Below are 18,830 nucleotides of genomic sequence, written 5' to 3'. Positions count from 1 at the left end.
AAGCCGCGCGCGCTCACAGCCGTCGCGTTAACTTGTGCCAATGTCTCTCGTTCCTGCTCTAGACCTTCGCCCACCCTCCCCGATGGGCGACATCGTCGTCGCCGTTGCTCCGCACAACCTGGAGGCCGAACAGGCGCTTCTGGGCGTGCTGCTGTACGACAACGCCGCCTACGAGCGCCTGACCGACAGCCTGCAAGGCCGCCATTTCTACGAGCCCTTCCATCAGCGGCTGTTCGGCTCGATCGAGACCCACATCCGCAAGGGCCAGTTGGCCGAGCCGATCCTGCTGGCCGACGAGTTCAAGCACGACCCGGCCTTCGACGAGCTAGGCGGCCTGCGCTATCTGGCCGACCTGGTCGACCGCGCCCCGCCCGCCGCCAATGTGGGCGACTACGCCCGCGCCGTCTTCGACCTGGCCCTGCGTCGCGACCTGATCCGCATCGGCGGCGAGATCGCCTCCACGGCCCACGGCGGTGTCGGCAAGGACGACGTCAAGCTGCCGGCCCGCGACCAGATCGAGGCGGCCGAACAGCAGCTCTACACCCTGGCCGAAAGCGGCACCGCCAGCTCCGGCTTCGTCAGCTTCGGCGACGCCCTGCGCGGCGCCGTGGAGATGACCGCCGAGGCCTACAGCCGCGACGGCGGCATGTCGGGCGTCTCGACCGACCTGATCGACCTGGACACCAAGATCGGCGGTCTGCACCCCTCCGACTTGATCGTGCTGGCCGGCCGTCCCTCGATGGGCAAGACGGCGCTGGCCACCAACATCGCCTTCAACATCGCCAAGAAGTATGCCTGGGAGCCCCAGCCGGACGGCACCAAGAAGACCGTCAGCGGCGGGGTGGTGGCCTTCTACTCGCTGGAAATGAGCGCCGAGCAGCTGGCCCTGCGTATGCTGGCCGACGCCTCGGGCGTGTCGGGCGACAAGCTTCGCAAGGGCGAGATCGACGCCTCGGAGTTCGGCCGAGTGCGCGACGCGGCCATCGATCTGCAGGAGGCCCCGCTCTATATCGACGCCACCGGTGGTATCTCCATCGCCAAGCTGACCGCCCGGGCCCGCCGCCTGAAGCGCCAGGTCGGCCTGGACCTGATCGTGGTCGACTACCTCCAGCTGGTCACCGGCTCGGACCTGTCGTCCAACGCCAGCCGCGTGCAGGAAGTCTCGCAGATCACCATGGGCCTCAAGGCCCTGGCCAAGGAACTGGCCTGCCCGGTCATCGCCCTGTCGCAGCTGTCGCGTCAGGTCGAGCAGCGCGAGGACAAGCGTCCGCAGCTGTCCGACCTTCGTGAATCCGGCTCGATCGAGCAGGACGCCGACATGGTCTGGTTCGTCTATCGCGAAAGCTACTATGTCGGCCGGTCGGAACCACGCGAAGGCACGCCCGAGCACTTGCAGTGGCAGGAAGACATGGACCGCCTGCAGGGCCTGGCCGAGGTGATCATCGCCAAGCAGCGTCACGGTCCCATCGGCACCGTGCGCCTGTCGTTCAACAGCGACACCACGCGCTTCGGCAACCTGGCCCGCGACCACTACTTCCACCAGATGCGCAGCGGCGACGACGAGTAGCGACGAAGACGGGATCCAGTGCGTTTGACGTGAACGGACGAACCGGGTCACGGTGACCTTTCTCAAGTCCGCTTGCTCAAGGTCGCCGAGATGGAATTCAGCCCCCTGCCCGTCTCGACGGCCGTCGGCGCGTTCCTGCTGGCCTTCCCGGCCCTGTTCTCGATCGTCAATCCGGTCGGCTCGGCCCTGATCTTCCACCAGCTCCTGGTCGATCACCCGGCCGAGACCCGCCGCAAGCTGGCGCCGACCATCGCGCTCTACGCCTTCTGCATCCTGCTGGGCTCGCTGCTGCTGGGCGGCTACATCCTGAACTTCTTCGGGGTCAGCCTGGGCGCCCTGCGGGTGGCGGGCGGTCTAGTGGTGGCGATCCGGGCCTGGGCGCTGCTGATGTCGCCGGAGGTCCATGCCGAGCACAAGACCGGCGACGACGCCCCCGTGCTGACCAAGCCGGAAGACATCGCCTTCTTTCCGCTGACCATGCCCTTCACCACGGGACCCGGCGCGATCTCGGTGGCCATCGCCCTCTCCTCCCAGCGGCCGGCGAGCGGCGCCTCGGCGATCCCGTTCTTCACCGGTGCGGGCGCGGCCGTCGCCGTGATCGCGGTGCTTGTCTGGCTGCTGTACCGCGCCTCGGACCGGGTGCTGTCGTTCCTGGGCGTTTCGGGCGCGCGGGTGATGTCGCGGCTGATGGCGTTCCTCTTGATGTGCATCGGCGTGCAGATCGTCGCCAGCGGCATCGAGAACCTCGCCGTGCAGTTCCTGGCCAAGCATTGATGCTGCACTCGATCTCCACTGGTCTTGGGCGGCGCGCTCGGCTACGTCCCGGCCCGTGACCGAAACCAGCCGCCTCACCCTCGACCTGGACGCCCTGGCGTCCAACCACGCCACGCTCCGGGCCGCCGCCGGCGGGACCGAGATCGCGCCGGCCGTGAAGGCCGACGGCTACGGCCTGGGCGCGGCCCTGGTCGCCGGGCGGCTGTGGGGCGAAGGCGCGCGCAGCTTCTATGTGGCCCGCCTGTCGGAAGGCCTGGCCCTGCGCCGCGACTTGGGCGACCGCGATGCGACCATCTACGTGCTGGACGGCGTCACCCCCGGCTCGGCCCCGGCCATCGAGTCCGCCCGCCTGACGCCGGTGCTCAACAGCCTGCCCCAGGTCGAGGCCTGGAACAGCCACGCGCGCGGCCGGGTGCTGGACGCGGCCCTGCACATCGACACCGGCATGAACCGCCTGGGCCTTCGTCCCGAGGAGGCCGTGGTGCTGACCGGCGCCATGGACCGGCTGAAGTTCCTGAACATCGGCCTGGTGATCAGCCACCTTGCCTGCGCCGGCGAGCCCGAGCACGCCCTGAACGCCCGGCAGTTGGAGCGCTTCGTCGAGGCCGCCGCCCTCTTCCCCAACGCTCGCCGGAGTCTCGCCAATTCCGGCGGCGTCTTCCTGGGGGGCGACTACCACTTCGACCAGTGCCGGCCGGGCATCAGCCTCTACGGCGGCGGGCCGCACGACGTGCCGGACGCCCGGATCAAGGCCGTGGCGACCTTCGAGGCCCCGATCCTTCAGGTCCGCGTCGTGCCGCGCGGCGAGAGTATCGGCTATGGCGCGGCCTATGTGGCCAAGGACACCACCCGCATCGCCATACTGGCGGCCGGCTATGCCGACGGCGTGCCGCGCGCCGCCCATCCGCGCGGCGCGGTGTGGTTCGACGGCGACCTGCGGCCGATGCTGGGCCGGGTCTCGATGGACCTGATCGCCGTCGACATCACCGACTGCGACGCCGCTCGCCCCGGCGCGATGATGCAGATCCTGGGTCCCGACCTGCCGGTGGACGACGCCGCCGCGGCGGCCGGCACCTCGGCCTACGAACTCCTGACCCGCATCGCGCCCCGGGCGCGGCGCGTCGTCGTCGGCTAGCGCGCCAGGGCCTCCAGCCGTCCGGCGTCCACCGAAGCCACGGCCTGCTTGAGCACCTCGACGCTGTCGGCGTTGCCGCGCGCCTCGACCGTGAAGCGGCCGCCGACCACCACCGAATACTTGCCGTACTTGGACTCGCGGTCCCATTCCTCGTTGGTCATCCGGCCGTTGACCTTGCCCATCTTCTCGTAGCCGGTGGCGGTCTCGCGCGAGGACTGGGCGTCGATGGCCGTGGTCAAGGCCGCGATGCCGGCGATCCCGCCCATGTCGGTGACCTGCAGGTCGAAATTGCCGCCGTCCTTGGAATAGTTGGCCGAGGCCGCGCTCATCGAGACGCCGCCCGCGCCGCCGGAATTGCTTTCCACGCTGGTGCGCTGGAAGCCCGCGACGTCGTTGGGCAGCAGGCCCTTCAGGGTCTCTGCCGGCACGGTGGGCACGGGCTTGCCGTCGGCGGCGGCCTTGTTGGCGGCCTCCATCTGCTTGGTCGCGGCCTCAAGCTTGCCGAGGTCGACCTTGGTCCCGTTGAACTCGACCGAGCCGGTGGTCGTGCCGACATTGGCCGCATGGTTGATCCCGCCCAGCATCGCCGCTCCGGCCACCGCGCCGGTGATCGCGCCGATGACGATCGACATCACGATGGCGCAGAGGATGGTCACGACCGTGTAACCCAGCGCCTTGTCCTGCGGGGCCTTCATCAGCTTGGGCAGGCCCAGGTACAGCAGGTACAGGCCGTAGAGGCTGGCCAGGCCCGCGATGATCCCCAGCGGCGGGAAGATCCCGAGGATGCCGAACACCCAGGCGGCCGTGTAGCTGTAGGCCGCCACCTTGAACGCCTGGACCCGGTCCTTCTGGCCGCCGAAGCTGGGCGCCAGGGCGTCGATGATCAGGGCCACGAGGAAGGTCGCCAGCAAGCTCAGCCCATAGGCCAGGACCGCGCTGATGATCGACGGCACGAGCGCGGGCTTGAAGTGGAAGCCGAAGCCCCCGTGACCGAACACCTGTCCGCCGATCAGTCCGGCCAACGGCGGGATGGCGGCCAGGATGCAGACATAGCCCACGTAGATGCCCTTGATCGTCGCCGGTTCGGCGTCGATGCGGTCCCATTCGGAAGACGGCGAGAGCAGCAGGCGCTTGGCGCGGCCGACCAGGTCGGACGAGGCGCTCCCGGGTTCGATGACAGTCATGCGCCCTCCTTGGCGAATCCTGAACGTCCCCCGACGCGGTTTCTGTATAGCCAGCCCTGCGCGACATTGAGAACAAGGTTCTGTGTAACGGTTTGTAATCGACGGACGGGCGGAACCTACGTCCGCCTTTGGCGCGGGCGGCGCCCAGGCTGTACGCTTCTGTCATCCTCGAATCAGGAGCACCCATGGCCCGCGACGGCGCCGTCTACGCCTGCCAGTCCTGCGGGGCGGTCTCGACTAAGTGGTCGGGGCAATGCTCGTCCTGTCAGAGCTGGAACAGCCTGGTCGAGGAGACCGGCGTCCGCGCCCCCGGCTCGATGTCCAGCACCAAGGCCACGCGTACGCGCGGCCTGCAGTTCACCGGTCTGGAAAGCGACGCCCCGCCCCCGCCCCGCATCATCACCGGCGTCGACGAGTTCGACCGGGTTTGCGGCGGCGGCGTGGTGCCGGGCTCGGCGATCCTGATCGGCGGTGACCCCGGCGTCGGCAAATCGACCCTGCTGCTGGAGGTGATGGCCAAGGCCAGCCTGGCCGGCGTCAACTGCGCCTACATCTCGGGCGAAGAGGCCGTGGCCCAGATCCGCGGCCGCGCCGACCGCATGGGCTTCGCCCAGGCCCCCGTGAAGCTGGCCGCCGAGAGCAGCCTGCGCGACATCTTGGACGGGCTGAAGCGCGAGAAGTTCGACCTCGTCGTCATCGATTCGATCCAGACCTTGTGGAGCGACGCCCACGAGGCCGGGCCCGGCACGGTCACCCAGGTCCGCGCCTGCGCCAGCGAGCTGGTCCGTCTGGCCAAGAAGCAGGGCGTGGCCATCCTGATGGTTGGCCACGTCACCAAGGACGGCCAGATCGCCGGCCCGCGCGTGGTCGAGCATCTGGTCGATGCGGTGCTCAGCTTCGAGGGCGAACGGGGCTATCCGTTCCGGGTGCTGCGCGGCGCCAAAAATCGCTTCGGCGCCACCGACGAGATCGGGGTGTTCGAGATGGGCGACGCGGGCCTGCGCGAGGTGAAGAACCCTTCGGCCCTGTTCCTCAACGAGGGCGGCGAGCGCGCGGCGGGCGCGGCGGTATTCGCCGGCATCGAGGGGTCGCGGCCCGTCCTGGTGGAATTCCAGGCCCTGGTCGCGCCCTCCGCGTACGGAACGCCCAGACGCGCCGTGGTCGGATGGGATTCCGGACGCCTGGCTATGGTCCTGGCCGTGCTTGAATCACGGTGCGGCCTTGGTTTTGGCAACAAGGACGTCTATCTGAACGTCGCTGGCGGCCTGCGGATCACCGAGCCGGCGGCGGACTTGGCGGCGGCGGCGGCCTTGGCCTCCTCGGCCCTGGACATCGCCCTGCCGCAGGACTGCGTCGTCTTCGGCGAGGTCAGTCTTTCCGGTGAAGTGCGGCCCGTGAGCCGTATGGAGACACGTTTGAAAGAGGCCGCGAAACTCGGCTTTGGCCGGGCCCTGGGACCGCTGTCGGGGCTTCCCGAAGGCGGCGGAGCCCTGCCCGTCGCCGGGGTGGCGCGACTGGCCGACGCCGTCCGGCGCATCGGCGACGAGATCTGGGGCCAGCTGACGTGACGCCTTTCGACATCATCTTCGGCCTGATCCTGGTGGTTTCGGCCGTGGTGGGCTTCGCGCGCGGCGCCTCGCGCGAGCTGACCTCGGCCCTGTCGTTCATCGTCGCCGCCGTGCTGGCCCTGCTGGCCCTGCGGGTCACCGGCCCGCTGTTCCGCGGCATGATGGATCCGGACTGGGCGGCCACGGCGGCCGCGATCCTGGTCAGCTTCGTCATCATCTTCGTCCTGCTGCGCCTGCTGGGCGCCCAGATCAGCAAGACCCTGCACGCCGACGGCGCCCTGGGCACGCTGGACCGCTTGATGGGTCTGGCCTTCGGCCTGCTGCGCGGCCTGGTGGTGCTGGGCGTGTTCAGCCTGGTGTTCCACATGGCCACCCCGCCCGACCGCGTCCCCAGCTGGATGTCGAAGTCGGCGCTCTACCCCCTGTCCAACGCCGCCGGCCGCGTGCTGAAGGTGTTCGCCCCCAAGGGCGCGGGTCTGGCCGGCAAGCTGGCTCCCGCCATCGAGGACGCCGTCCATGACGGCGCCAGCGACAAACCGTCCGACGGCAAGTCGGGCGAAGCAGGTTATGATAAGGACCAGCGTCGTTCCGTCGACGATCTGGTGGAGAAATCGCGATGACGTCCTTCGGCCAGTCGACCGACCGCTTCTCGTCCAAGCCTTGGCGTGATCCCGAAGACGACACCCTGCGCCTCGAATGCGGGGTCTTCGGCGTCTACGGCGTGCGCGACGCCGCCGCCGTCACCGCCCTGGGCCTGCACGCCCTGCAGCATCGCGGCCAGGAAGCCTGCGGCATCGCCGCCTTCGACGGCCAGCGCTTCCACACCGAACGCCACATGGGCCACGTGGGCGACGCCTTCACCGGCAACGACCTGGTCCAGCGCCTGCCCGGCGGCATGGCCATCGGCCACACCCGCTATTCCACGGCCGGCGGCAGCGGCATCCGCAACGTCCAGCCGATGTTCGCCGATCTCGAGACCGGCGGCGTGGCCATCGCCCACAACGGCAACCTGACCAACTTCCTCACCCTGCGCGAGCGCCTGGTGCAGGAAGGCGCGATCTTCCAGTCCACCTCGGACAGCGAGGTGATCCTCCACCTGATCGCCCGCTCGCGGAAGGCCCGCATCGTCGATCGCTTCATCGACGCCGTCGGCCAGATCGAGGGCGGCTACGCCATCGTGGCCATCACCAACAAGAAGATGATCGGCCTGCGCGACCCGCTGGGCATCCGTCCGCTGGTGCTGGGCGACCTGGACGGCCAGCCTATCCTGGCGTCCGAGACCTGCGCGCTGGACATGATCGGCGCCCGCTTCGTGCGCGACGTCGAGCACGGTGAGATGGTTGTGATCTCCGAGACCGGCGTGAAGTCGCTCAAGCCGTTCCAGAACGTCGCCGCTCGCCCCTGCGTGTTCGAGTATGTCTACTTCGCCCGTCCCGACAGCGTCGTGAACGGCCGCTCGGTCTATGAGGTGCGCAAGCGCATGGGCCAGCGCCTGGCCATCGAGACCGGCGTCGAGGCCGACGTGGTGGTGCCCGTGCCCGACAGCGGCGTGCCCGCCGCCATCGGCTTCGCCCAGCAGAGCGGCCTGCCCTTCGACCTGGGCATCATTCGCAACCACTATGTGGGCCGCACCTTCATCCAGCCGACCCAGGGCGTGCGCGAACTGGGCGTGCGCATGAAGCACAGCCCCAACCGCGCCGTGCTGGAAGGCAAGCGCGTGATCCTGATTGACGACTCCATCGTGCGCGGCACCACCTCGCTGAAGATCGTGCGCATGGTCCGCGAGGCGGGCGCCGCCGAGGTCCACCTGCGTTCGGCCAGCCCGCCGATCAAGTGGCCCGACTTCTACGGCATCGACATGCCCGAGCGCGATCAGCTGCTGGCGGCCAACAAGTCGCTGGAGGAGATGGCCAGGTTCCTGGAAGTCGACAGCCTGGGCTTCCTGTCGGTCGACGGCCTCTACCAGGCGCTGGAAGCCGGTCCGCGCGACCCGGCCCACCCGCAGTTCACCGATCACTACTTCACCGGCGACTATCCCACCCGCCTGACCGACCGCGAGATCGCCGAAGGCCGCAACGACCAGGCCGAAAAGCAGCTGTCGCTGCTGAGCGCCTAGGTTTCCTCAACCTGCGTCATCCCCCGACTTGTTCGGGGGACCCAAGCTGGGCTAACCGGGACGTCCCGGCGGCTTGGCTTGGGTCGCGCGGATGACCGGGCGAAGACGCATCGAGAGACGCCCAGTGCCCAATCCCGTTTCCACGCTCCTCGCCAAGCTGAAGATCGACGGCTACATCATCGCCCTGGTCGGCATGGTGGTCCTGGCCTCGATCCTGCCCGTACGGGGCGAGGCGGCGACGATCGTGGGCTGGGTGGTCAAGATCGCCATCGCCCTGCTGTTCTTCCTGCACGGCGCCAAGCTGTCGCGCGAGGCCGTGGTCGCGGGCATGACCCACTGGCGGCTGCACCTGACGATCCTGGCCTTCACCTTCGTGCTGTTCCCGGTGCTGGGCCTGCTGATCAGTAAGTCGGGCCTGCTGTCGCCCACCCTGTCGACCGGCATGCTGTTCCTCTGTTGCCTGCCATCGACCGTGCAGTCCTCGATCGCCTTCACCTCGATCGGGCGAGGCAACGTGGCCGCCGCCGTCTGCGCCGCCTCGGCCTCGAACCTGCTGGGCATCTTCCTGACGCCGGTGCTGGTGGGCTTGCTGATGCAGGCCCATGGCGACGTCGGCGGCTGGGACTCGATCAAGTCGATCATCATCCAGCTGCTCCTGCCCTTCGTGGCCGGCCAGATCGCCCGCCCCTGGCTCGGCGCCTGGATCGAAAAGCACAAGACCCTGGTCGGCCGGGTGGACCGGGGTTCGATCCTGCTGGTGGTCTATTCGGCCTTCAGCGCCGCCGTGGTCGAGGGCATCTGGAACAAGGTCTCGCTGCCCGAGCTGCTGGCCCTGCTGGTGGCCAGCCTTCTGCTGCTGGCCGTCGTGATGGCCGCGACCATGTTCGGCTCGCGCGCCCTGGGCTTCTCCAAGGCCGACGAGGTGGCCATCGTGTTCTGCGGCTCGAAGAAGAGCCTGGCCACGGGGGTGCCCATGGCCGGCATCCTATTCCCGGGGCCCACCGCGGGCATCCTGGTCCTTCCGGTGATGCTGTTCCACCAGGTGCAACTGATGGCCTGCTCGGTCCTGGCCCAGCGCTACGGCGCGCGTCCGGTGGACGAAGCCTGATCCCGGTTCCCATCGCCGGCCATAGCCACTAGAACCCGCCCATGAATTCCGACTCCGAAAAGCCGCTGGCCGGCCGCATCGCCCTCGTCACCGGCGCCACGCGCGGCATTGGCGAGGCCATCGCCGTGGGCCTGGCCAAGGCCGGCGCCCATGTCATCGCGCTGGGCCGCACCCAGGGCGCTCTGGAAGCCCTGGACGACACCATCTTCGCCGCCACCGGCGAGCACGCCACCCTGGTCCCGCTGGACCTGCGCGAGGCCGACGGCCTGGACCAGCTGGGCGCGGCCCTCTACGAGCGGTTCGGCAAGCTGGACGTCGTCGTCGGCGCCGCCGGCGTTCTGGGCGCCCTGACCCCGGTCGGTCACCTGGACCCCAAGGGCTGGGACATGATCATGGCCACCAACCTGACGGCCAACTGGCGGCTGATCCGGGCCATGGACCCGCTGCTGCGCCGCGCCGAGGCCGGACGGGCCATCTTCCTGACCAGCAGCGTCGCCCAGACCCATCGGGCCTTCTGGGGCGGCTATGCGGCTTCCAAGGCGGGCCTGGAGGCCATCGTCGCCTGCTACGACGACGAGATGGAGAACACCACGGTGCGCGCCGTCAGCGTGGATCCCGGCGCCATGCGCACCCGCATGCGGGCCGGCGCCTTCCCGGGCGAGGACCCACAGAGCGTCCCGGCGCCCGACACCATCGTCCCGCTGATCGTCGACCTGGCCCGCCCCGACCGGGTTCCACCCAAGGGCGTGGTGCGTCTAAAGGATCGCGGCCAGGAGTCGGCCAGCGTGGGTTGAGGCGCGGCCTCGATCCGAAGGTTGAGCATTAACGTCACCTTTCCACCCCAAAGCGTGACGGTGGCCGACTCCACTCGTGTCGACCGAGTGTCGGGATATCGACAAAGTCCTGAAAATCAGAGCTTTAGCTTTGATTTTCAGTGTCGTGGTCGAGCTTTTTCAAGGTCGCCCTAAAATTGATCTGCGCCAACCTGACGCAGCATAACGCGTGTTTTCCCCGCTTAACGTTAAGACCTTTTTCAACGCGAGGGATGCACGCTCCTCGTGCAATAGGGCCGCCATTGGTCCTGCACGGGGAAATGCCATGTCGCTGTTCTCAACCAAGCGTACCGATCCGAAGGCGGCCCAACGCCTGACCGATCTGGAGGGCACCGTCGCCGCGATCAACCGGTCGCAGGCCATGATCGAGTTTCAACTCGACGGCACGATCATCACCGCCAACCGTAACTTCCTGGGCGCTGTCGGCTATGGTCTCGAGGAGATCGTCGGGCGCCATCACGAGATGTTCGTCGACGCCGACTACGCCCGCAGCGCCGAGTACCGCACCTTCTGGGCAACGCTGAACCGAGGCGAGTTCTTCTCCGACAAGTTCCAGCGCGTGGGCAAGGGCGGCAAGGACGTCTGGATCCAGGCCTCGTACAACCCGATCTTCGACGCCGACGGCAAGCCCTACAAGGTCATCAAGTTCGCCATCGACATCACCGAGGTCGAGCTGGAGCGCATCGAGAACGAAAAGCGCCGCAAGGCCGAGGCCGAGCAGAGCGCCGTGGTCTGCTCGCTGGCCACCTATCTCAAGCGCCTGGCCAACGGCGACCTGACCGCCCAGATCACCGAGAATTTCGAAGGCCGCTTCCTGCCGATCAAGGAAGACTTCAACAGCGCCCTGGTCTCGCTGCGCAACGCCATGCTCGAGATCTCCGGTTCGACCAGCGGGGTGCGCAACGGCTCCGACGAGATCACCAACGCCTCCGAAGACCTGGCCAAGCGCACCGAGCAGCAGGCCGCTTCCCTGGAGGAGACCGCCGCCGCCCTGGACGAGATCACCGCCACGGTTCGCCGCAGCGCCGAGGGGGCCAAGCAGGCCTCGACAGCCGCCTCCAACACTCGCGAGGACGCCACCCGCTCGGGCGAGATCATGCGCGACGCCATCGCCGCCATGGGCGAGATCGAGCAGAGCTCGGGCAAGATCGGCCAGATCATCGGCGTGATCGACGAGATCGCCTTCCAGACCAACCTGCTGGCTCTGAACGCCGGGGTCGAGGCGGCCCGCGCCGGTGAAGCCGGCCGAGGCTTTGCCGTCGTCGCCCAGGAAGTGCGGGCCCTGGCCCAGCGCTCGGCGGAGGCGGCCAAGGAGATCAAGACCCTCATCGCCAGCAGCACCGCCCAGGTGGAGCGCGGCGCCCGCCTGGTCAGCGACACTGGCCAGTCGCTCAGCGGCATCGTCGGCAAGATCGCCGAGATCGACACCCTGATCTCCGAGATCGCCCAGTCGTCCCAGGAACAGGCCACCGGCCTCAACCAGGTCAACACCGCGGTCAACCAGATGGACCAGGTCACCCAGCGCAACGCCGCCATGTGCGAGGAGGCCACCGCCGCCGCCGCCAACCTGCGCTCGGAAGCCCGCGCCCTGGCCAATCTGGTCGAGCGCTTCGACACCGGCGGGGCCACGGCCTCGGCGCCCGTTCGGCGCCCCGAACCGGCCCGCGCCGAAGCCCATCGCCCGGCCGCCAATCCGGTCGGCCAGGCCCAGGCCCGCCTCGCCACCCAGCTGCGCCCTGGCTCCAGCGCCGCGCTCGCGGCGGAGTGGGAAGAGTTCTAGACGGTTTCTCGATCCGGTTTCCGGAAGATCCGGATCGTGAATGCGCCGGGGGGCGATTCCCCCCCCCCCTCGTCTCCCGGCGCGCCCTTGTTCAGTAAGCGTCAGTAAGCGTTGCGTACCCCAAAGCGTTCGCCGGGCCTTCCTTCGCGGGGAGGCCCGTTCGCTTTGCCTAGTCCTCGGCCTTGCGGACCTCGCGCAGTTCGCAACGCGCATAGTCGTTGGCGGCCAGGGTGTACTGGTTCAGCAGCACCGAATAGGCATTGGCGGCGGAGATGAAGTCTTCCATCGCGTTATTGCGCGACTTCATGGCCGCGTTGTAGCGGTCGATCTCGCCCTTGCGGCAGGTGTGCGTGCCCTTGGCTTCGTTTACGCAGCCGGGCAGCTTGGGAACCGGCGGCAGGGTCGGCCGAATGGAGACCGGCGGCGTGGGGGCCACGCAGGTCGCCGGCTTTGGCGGCGGTGGCGGCGCGACAGCGGCTTCGGCCTGGCTCAGGGCCACGGCCAACCAGGCGACGACGATGGACATACGCAACTTCCCCAGGACCCGGCCGCCATGGCCGGATCGCCCCAAGAGCGACACCTAGGGTAGATTCTGCGGTCCAGCAAGACGCCGGACGAAGCTCTAGCGTCCCTTGGGCGGAGCCTTGTTGCCTCGCACCACTTTCGCGCCCGCCACCGGACGACGCGCGGCGGTCTTGGAGCCCGCCATCTTGCCGCCGGCCGACTTGAAACCGACCTTGTAGCTGGGCGTGGTCGACTTCTTCTGGGCCTTGGGGCCTTGCTTCTTCACCGACTTGACCGCCGCCTTGCCCGGCTCGGCGGCGGGCGTCGCGGCGATCTCGGTCGGCTTGGGCGCCTTGGAAGCCTTCGAGGCGGGCTTGCCCGTGCTCGGCGACGGCGGGGGCAGGCCCGCGGCTTCGGCTGCGGCCACCGCGGCGGCCTCGGCTACGCGCACCGATTTCTTGACCGTGTTGCGCGAGGCGCGGATGCGTTCCTTCTCGCGCTCCTTGCGTTCGAATTCGCGCTTGCCCTTGCCGCTGTGGCCCTTGGCCTCGCCCTCGGCATAGGGGTTGGCGCCCGACTTGATGGTGATGCGCAGCGGCACGCCCGGCAGGTCGAAGCTTTCGCGCAGGCTGTTGATCAGATAGCGCCGATAGTGGTCGGGCATCTGGTCGGCGCGGCTGGAGAACAGCACGAAGGTGGGCGGACGGGCCTTGGTCTGGGCCATGTACTTGGGCTTGATGCGCTTGCCGCCGACGCTGGGCGGCGGGTGGCGCTGCATGGCCATCTGCAGCCAGTCGTTCAGGTCGCGGGTCTTGACCTTGGTGGCCCAGTCCTTGTGGCTCTTCAGCACGGCCGGCATCAGGCGCTCGACACCCTTGCCGGTTTCGCCCGACAGCGCCACCACCGGCGCGCCGCGCAGCTGGGGCAGCATGCGCTCGGCGTGTTCGTTGAAGTCCTTCAGGATCTGGGCCGGATCCTCGATCAGGTCCCACTTGGCCAGGACGAAGACCACGCAGCGCCCTTCCCGCTCGGCCAGGTCGGCGATCTGCAGGTCCTGGGTCTCGAACGGATGGGTGGCGTCCATCACCAGCAACACCACCTCGGCGAAGGTCAGCGAGCGGATGGTGTCGGCGGTCGAGAGCTTCTCCAGCTTCTCGTTGACCTTGGCCTTCTTGCGCAGGCCGGCGGTGTCGACCAGGCGCACTTTGCGCCCGCCCCAGTCCCAGTCGACCGAGATGGAGTCGCGGGTGATGCCAGCTTCCGGACCGGTCAGCAGGCGCTGCTCGCCGATCAGGCGGTTGATCAGGGTCGACTTGCCGGCGTTGGGACGGCCGACGATGGCGATCCGGATCGGCTTGTCGTCGTCCTCGTCGTCGTGCTCGTCCTGCAGCTCTTCCGGCGCGATGGCGATCAGGGCCGCGTAGAGCTCGGCCATGCCTTCGCCGTGCTCGCCCGAGATCTGGATCGGCTCGCCCAGGCCCAGGACATTGGCCTCGGCCGCGCCGTGGTCGCCGGCCTTGCCCTCGGACTTGTTGGCCGCGACCAGCACCGGCTTGTTCCGCTTGCGCAGGATCTCGGCGAAGATCTTGTCCAGCGGCGTCAGGCCCTCGCGGGCGTCGAACACCAGCAGGGACACGTCGGCCTCGTCGATCGCCAGCTCGGTCTGGGCGCGCATCCGCGCCTCCAGGCTCTCGTCGGCCACGTCCTCGAAGCCGGCGGTGTCGATCAGCTCCAGGTCAAGGTCGCCCAGGCGGCCGTGGGCGAACCGGCGGTCGCGGGTGACGCCCGGCTGGTCGTCGACCAGGGCCAGCTTCTTGCCGGCCAGACGGTTGAACAGGGTCGACTTGCCCACATTGGGGCGGCCGACGATGGCGAGTTTCAAAGGCATGGGCTGTGATTAGTCGATTTCGGGGACAAAAGCGACAAACCCGGACTGGTAAGGACCAGCCCGGGTTCATGGCGACTGAATTGTGGTTCCGGAACGAGTCCGGAATGACCTAGCGGATGGCGATCAGGTCGGCTTCGTCGGTGGCGATATAGACCGTGTCGCCCATGGCGATCGGGCCCAGCAGCACCGATTGGCCCAGCTTCAGCGTCTTGACGGTCTCGCCGGTCTTGGGGTTCAGCGCCACGGCCTGGCCGTCGCTGGACGCCGTGATCAGGCGGCCCGAAGCCAGGATCGGCGTCGACCACAGCACCGGGTGCTTGGCGCGCTTCTTCTTCTGCTTCTTGCTCAGCTTGTCGGTGTTGTTGAGGTCGCGGATCCAATAGACCTGACCGTTCTCGCGCGAGGCGCAGATCACCTGGCCCGATTTGTCGACCACATAGACCACGTCGCCGGCGACCCAGGGCGTGGTGATGGCGGTGACCGGCAGGTTCCAGCGGGCCTGGCCCGTGCGCAGGTCGGTGGCCGAGAACACGCCCGAATGGCTGACGGCGAACACGTCGCCCTTGTAGATCACCGGACGGCCGGCGATGTCGCGGATTTCCGACAGGGCGTTGGTGCGGCTGGCGCGGCTGAGCGCCTCGCTCCACAGGTCGTTGCCGTTGGTGGCGCGCAGGGCCACCAGCTCGCCCGAGGCGAAACCGCTGATCACCGTGTCGCCGCTGACGGCCGGGCTGGTGGCCGCCAGGATGCGGGCCGGCTCGATCAGGGCCTGGTAGGTCCAGCCCGGAGCGCCGTCGGCGGCGTTGAAGGTCAGCAGTTCGTTGTCGGTCGAGATGACGAACACCCGGCCGTCCGCGACGGTGGGCGCCGAATGGATCGGCGTGCCGATCTGCTGGCGCCAGGCTTCGTTCCCGGTCGCCGCGTCAAGCTGAGCCACGAAGCGGAAGCCCGAGGCGACGTACAGCTTGCCGCCGGCATAGGCCACGCCGCCGCCGAAGCCCAGGCGATCGCCCGAGCCGCCGAAGCCCAGCAGGCCGTGCTTCTTGCCCGGGGCCTTGGCCGGTCGCAGGTCCTTGCGCCACAGGGTCGAGCCGCTCTTGGCGTCGATGGCGACCACGGTCGCCTCGCCGTCCATCACGAAGATCTTGCCGTCGGCGGCCACCGGCGGGGCGGTGATGTGGAACTTGCGCGTGCCCTTCTGGCCGAAGCCCTTCTTCCAGGCGACGTCGAAATTGGCGGCGGCGGCGACATGCTCCACCGACTGCTCGGCGTTGCCGCCCGGCAGCGGCCAGTCGGCCTGGACCGTGGCGTCCGGCAGGTAGAAGTCTGTGCCCTTCAGCCCTTCGGACTGCTCGACCTTCTGGTCGAAGGCGATGACCGAGATCCGCTGACCCTGGGTGGCCAGGGTCTTGTTGGCTTCCTTCTTGTCGAAGGGATTGAGTTTGGAAACCGTCGAACAGCCGGCCACCGACACCGCGGCGGTCAGCATCGCGGTGAGAAGCAGATAGCGCTTAGTCGTCATGGGGCGTCGGCTCATTGGGCGGTAGCGGGGGCGGCTTGCGGGCCGGTCGGCGGCGGCAGGGCGGCGGAGGGGCGCGGCATGGCGATGGCGGCCTTGACCACGTCCGGCAGCGACTTGGCCGAGCCGGAATCGATCATGTCGCGCGCGGCTTGGGCGCGCTGGCGCACGTCGTCCGACGAGTTGTCCAGCGAGGTGGCCAGCACCACGAAATCGGCGCGCGCGCCGACGAGATCGCCGTTGCGCAGCTTGGCGAACGCCAGCGCTTCCTTCGCTTGCACGCGATAGGGACTCTTCTCGCCCATCAACGGGGTCAGCCTCGCCTCGACATCCTTGTATGGAGCCGTGTCGAGGAGCGCCAAGGCGGAATTGAGGCCGGCTTCGTCGGCGAGCACCGGATTGGGCGCAAGCTTGGCCGCTTCGTCGAAATAACGCACCGCGTCGGCGGTTTTGTTCGCATCCAGGCGGACGGCGCCCATCTGCATCAAGGCCAGGGCCTTGTAGGCCTTGGGGCCGGTCTTGGAGATCGCCTCGAAGGCCGGGAACGCGCTGGTCGGGCCGGACTTCTCCAGGCTCATCAGCGCCGCCTGATAGGCTTCGCCGGCCTTGTTGGTCTGGCTTTCCTGATAGCTGGTCCAGCCCATCCAGCCGCCCGCGACCAGAATCGCCGCCACCGCCACCGCGCCCGCCCAGGGCAGGGCCTTCAGCGCCAGGGACTTGTAGCGGTCGGAGCGAAGCTGCTCTTCGACCTCGTCAAACACATCGACCACGAACGAGGCTCCGATACGGGCGACAACCGCGCCCTGAAGCGCGAGCCCCGGATCGCTCCGAGCCCCACGCGAGAGATGAACACATGACGAGCGGACCCGCCGAGGCGGCGAACCTATAGCGTGTCTGGATCAGCCGCAACGGGGCGGAACCGCCGCGCGAGCCTCGTCAGCCCTTCTTGGCGTAGTAGGTCTCGGCCTCGCCGGGGAAGGTGCGGGCCTTGACGTCCCGCGCGTAGTCGGCGGCGGCGCGTTCGATCTCGCCCTTCAGGTCGGCGTAGCGGCGCACGAACTTGGGCGTCCAGTCGAACAGGCCCAGCATGTCGTCGACGACCAGCACCTGGCCGTCGCAGCCCGCCGAGGCGCCGATGCCGATGGTGGGAACCGAGATCGCCGCGGTCACTTCGCGCGCCAGCCCTTCGGCCACGCCCTCGACCACGACGGCGAAGGCCCCGGCCTCGGCCGTGGCCCGCGCTTCCTCCAGCACCTTGAGTCGGCCGGCCTCGTCCTTGCCCTTGGCCTTGAAGCCGCCGTCGACCAGCACCGCCTGCGGGCGCAGGCCGATGTGGCCCATGACCGGGATGCCGCGCTGGACCAAGTAGGCGATGGTGGCCGGGACGGTGGAGCCGCTCTCGACCTTCACCGCCTGGCAGCCGGTCTCCTTCATGATCCGCACGGCGTTGGCGTAGGCCTGCTCGGGCGCGCCCTCATACGAGCCGAAGGGCATGTCGACCACGACCATGGCCTTGCGCGAGCCGCGCATCACCGCCTGGCCGTGCAGGATCATCATCTCCATGGTCACGCCCACCGTGTTGGGCAGGCCGTGGACCACCATGCCCAGCGAGTCGCCGACCAGCAGCACGTCGCACGACTCGTCCAGCGCCGCGGCGATGGGCGCGGTGTAGGCCGTCAGGCAGACGATGGGCTCGCCGCCCTTGCGCGCGGCGATGTCGGGGGCCGCCAGGCGACGGATTTTCTCTTCACGATGGGCGGACAGGGTCGGTACTCCAGCGAAAAACGCGTGCCGTTTTCCGCCAGATCGTGCGGCGCCGCAACATCGTCGATGAAAAGCGGCCCGAAACTTGGCCGTGAAACCCGCCTAGACCTCGTCCACTAGGCGCGTGACGCCGAAGGCCACGGCCAGGATGGCCAGGGCGGCGGCGATCCACAGGGTCTCCGACCCGCCCATGGTGAACAGCTGGTCGTAACGGCTGGTCAGCTTGTCCAGGCTCAGGCCCAGCTGCTGGGCGCCGTCCCGCGAGACGGTCGACAGCTCGCTGGAGAACCGGCTGCCGACCAGCTGGACCGCGGCCGCAAGGCCGGCGACCACGCCCGTCGCACCGATCGCCACGCGGCGCAGAGCCCAGCCCCGATCCAGCCGATCAGTCACTTCCTGCGCGAACAACTCGGCGTCGCGAAACGCCGGCGTCTGGCCATACAGGCGCGAAAGTTGAGCTTCGAAATCGAGGTCAGCCACGGCTTTCTCTCCGAACGGTGTCGTTCGATACGCTTTCGGACGGCGCGGCCATCCGGGCTCTGAGTTTATCCAGACCACGTTTGACATGGGATTTGACCGTCCCGAGGGGGATATTCAAGACCTCGGCCGCCTCGGCGTGCGACCAATCGGCCCCATAGCAAAGCGAGACGCACAGGCGCTCGGCCTTCGAAAGATGCTTGAGCGCTTCGTCCAGATCGAGGCGATCGGCGGTGGCCGCCTGCCCTTGCGACGAGACCGGAGCCTCGTCCTCGGGCGCCTCGGTCAGCACCATCCGCGCCTCACGCTTGACCTTGCGCAGATAGAGCCGCGCGGCGGTCTTCTTGATCCAGCCCGCAAAGGCCCCCTCCCCGCGATAGTCGGCGATCTGCTCGAAACCGACCAGGAACGCATCCTGGGCGATGTCGTCGGCGGTGGCCGGGTCGGCCCCCAGCCGGCGCAGCAGGCCCCGCACGGCCGAGCCGTGGCGGCGCACCAGCTCGCCGAAGGCCCTTCGATCGCCGGCCGCCGCCAGGGCGGCCAGCTCGATATCGTGGCCGGTGGGTGGGCGTTCATGGCCCATGGATCTGTTTCCCTCTCCCCGTATCCGCGC

At 68.5% G+C, this 18,830-nt stretch carries 17 protein-coding genes; 9 read left to right on the top strand and 8 right to left on the bottom strand.

All coding sequences use genetic code 11. The features are described from left to right. The first annotated feature begins 34 nt into the window (after positions 1-34). The 3 genes from AC07OA_RS09370 (at position 35) to alr (ending at position 3,476) form a co-directional block, all read left to right on the top strand. Positions 35-1,567 carry a replicative DNA helicase gene (locus tag AC07OA_RS09370; RefSeq protein ID WP_494663524.1) on the top strand — a complete coding sequence of 511 codons (1,533 nt, stop codon included), beginning with the start codon at positions 35-37 and terminating at the stop codon, positions 1,565-1,567. Between the two features lie 90 nt (positions 1,568-1,657). Then, entirely contained in the window at positions 1,658-2,341 is a 684-nt protein-coding gene (locus AC07OA_RS09365) for a MarC family protein (RefSeq protein ID WP_494663746.1), read from the top strand. Between the two features lie 55 nt (positions 2,342-2,396). After that, positions 2,397-3,476 carry an alanine racemase gene (gene alr / locus AC07OA_RS09360; RefSeq protein WP_494663523.1) on the top strand — a complete coding sequence of 360 codons (1,080 nt, stop codon included), beginning with the start codon at positions 2,397-2,399 and terminating at the stop codon, positions 3,474-3,476. Here alr and AC07OA_RS09355 read toward each other — a convergent pair. Further along, positions 3,473-4,660 carry a Yip1 family protein gene (locus AC07OA_RS09355; RefSeq protein WP_494663522.1) on the bottom strand — a complete coding sequence of 396 codons (1,188 nt, stop codon included), beginning with the start codon at positions 4,658-4,660 and terminating at the stop codon, positions 3,473-3,475. The two genes, alr and AC07OA_RS09355, sit on opposite strands and share 4 nt — an antisense overlap. Positions 4,661-4,845: 185 nt before the next feature. Here AC07OA_RS09355 and radA point away from each other — a divergent pair, with 185 nt between their 5' ends. The 6 genes from radA (at position 4,846) to AC07OA_RS09325 (ending at position 12,065) form a co-directional block, all read left to right on the top strand. Next, complete coding sequence (gene radA, locus AC07OA_RS09350; protein WP_494663521.1) at positions 4,846-6,228, top strand: DNA repair protein RadA; 1,383 nt, start codon at positions 4,846-4,848, stop codon at positions 6,226-6,228. Further along, complete coding sequence (locus AC07OA_RS09345; protein WP_494663520.1) at positions 6,225-6,848, top strand: CvpA family protein; 624 nt, start codon at positions 6,225-6,227, stop codon at positions 6,846-6,848. The genes radA and AC07OA_RS09345 overlap by 4 nt, the downstream gene beginning before the upstream one ends. Continuing rightward, the gene (gene purF / locus AC07OA_RS09340) at positions 6,845-8,344 is read left to right on the top strand and encodes an amidophosphoribosyltransferase (RefSeq protein ID WP_494663519.1); all 1,500 of its coding nucleotides are present in this window, start codon (positions 6,845-6,847) and stop codon (positions 8,342-8,344) included. The genes AC07OA_RS09345 and purF overlap by 4 nt, the downstream gene beginning before the upstream one ends. A gap of 91 nt (positions 8,345-8,435) precedes the next feature. Further along, entirely contained in the window at positions 8,436-9,452 is a 1,017-nt protein-coding gene (locus tag AC07OA_RS09335; RefSeq protein ID WP_494663518.1) for a bile acid:sodium symporter family protein, read from the top strand. Between the two features lie 41 nt (positions 9,453-9,493). Then, positions 9,494-10,246, top strand: coding sequence for an SDR family NAD(P)-dependent oxidoreductase (locus AC07OA_RS09330; RefSeq protein WP_494663517.1), 753 nt, complete (start codon positions 9,494-9,496; stop codon positions 10,244-10,246). Between the two features lie 304 nt (positions 10,247-10,550). Next, on the top strand, positions 10,551-12,065 hold the full coding sequence (locus AC07OA_RS09325) for a methyl-accepting chemotaxis protein (protein ID WP_494663516.1): 1,515 nt from the start codon (positions 10,551-10,553) through the stop codon (positions 12,063-12,065). A gap of 169 nt (positions 12,066-12,234) precedes the next feature. On the opposite strand, the gene AC07OA_RS09320 is transcribed toward AC07OA_RS09325, so the two are convergent. From AC07OA_RS09320 to AC07OA_RS09290, 7 genes are all read right to left on the bottom strand, one after another. Beyond that, the gene (locus AC07OA_RS09320) at positions 12,235-12,591 is read right to left on the bottom strand and encodes a hypothetical protein (protein WP_494663515.1); all 357 of its coding nucleotides are present in this window, start codon (positions 12,589-12,591) and stop codon (positions 12,235-12,237) included. A 96-nt stretch (positions 12,592-12,687) separates the two neighbouring features. Next, positions 12,688-14,457, bottom strand: a complete 1,770-nt coding sequence (gene der, locus AC07OA_RS09315) for a ribosome biogenesis GTPase Der (RefSeq protein ID WP_494663514.1) — start codon at positions 14,455-14,457, stop codon at positions 12,688-12,690. Between the two features lie 109 nt (positions 14,458-14,566). Further along, positions 14,567-15,979: a PQQ-binding-like beta-propeller repeat protein gene (locus AC07OA_RS09310; RefSeq protein WP_494663513.1), complete on the bottom strand. Its 1,413-nt coding sequence runs from the start codon at positions 15,977-15,979 to the stop codon at positions 14,567-14,569. Between the two features lie 11 nt (positions 15,980-15,990). Beyond that, complete coding sequence (locus AC07OA_RS09305; RefSeq protein ID WP_494663512.1) at positions 15,991-16,746, bottom strand: tetratricopeptide repeat protein; 756 nt, start codon at positions 16,744-16,746, stop codon at positions 15,991-15,993. A gap of 166 nt (positions 16,747-16,912) precedes the next feature. Further along, entirely contained in the window at positions 16,913-17,740 is an 828-nt protein-coding gene (gene panB / locus AC07OA_RS09300) for a 3-methyl-2-oxobutanoate hydroxymethyltransferase (RefSeq protein ID WP_494663745.1), read from the bottom strand. 102 nt (positions 17,741-17,842) lie between these two features. Further along, a complete protein-coding gene (locus tag AC07OA_RS09295; RefSeq protein ID WP_494663511.1) occupies positions 17,843-18,220 on the bottom strand; it encodes a hypothetical protein in 378 nt (125 codons plus the stop codon). After that, positions 18,213-18,800, bottom strand: coding sequence for an RNA polymerase sigma factor (locus AC07OA_RS09290; protein WP_494663510.1), 588 nt, complete (start codon positions 18,798-18,800; stop codon positions 18,213-18,215). The genes AC07OA_RS09295 and AC07OA_RS09290 overlap by 8 nt, the downstream gene beginning before the upstream one ends. Positions 18,801-18,830 lie beyond the last annotated feature (30 nt).

It is taken from the genome of Caulobacter sp. GW821-FHT09B08 (assembly GCF_059418225.1).
Note: the sequence above shows the minus strand (reverse complement) of the source record. Positions and strands in the feature narration are given on the sequence as shown.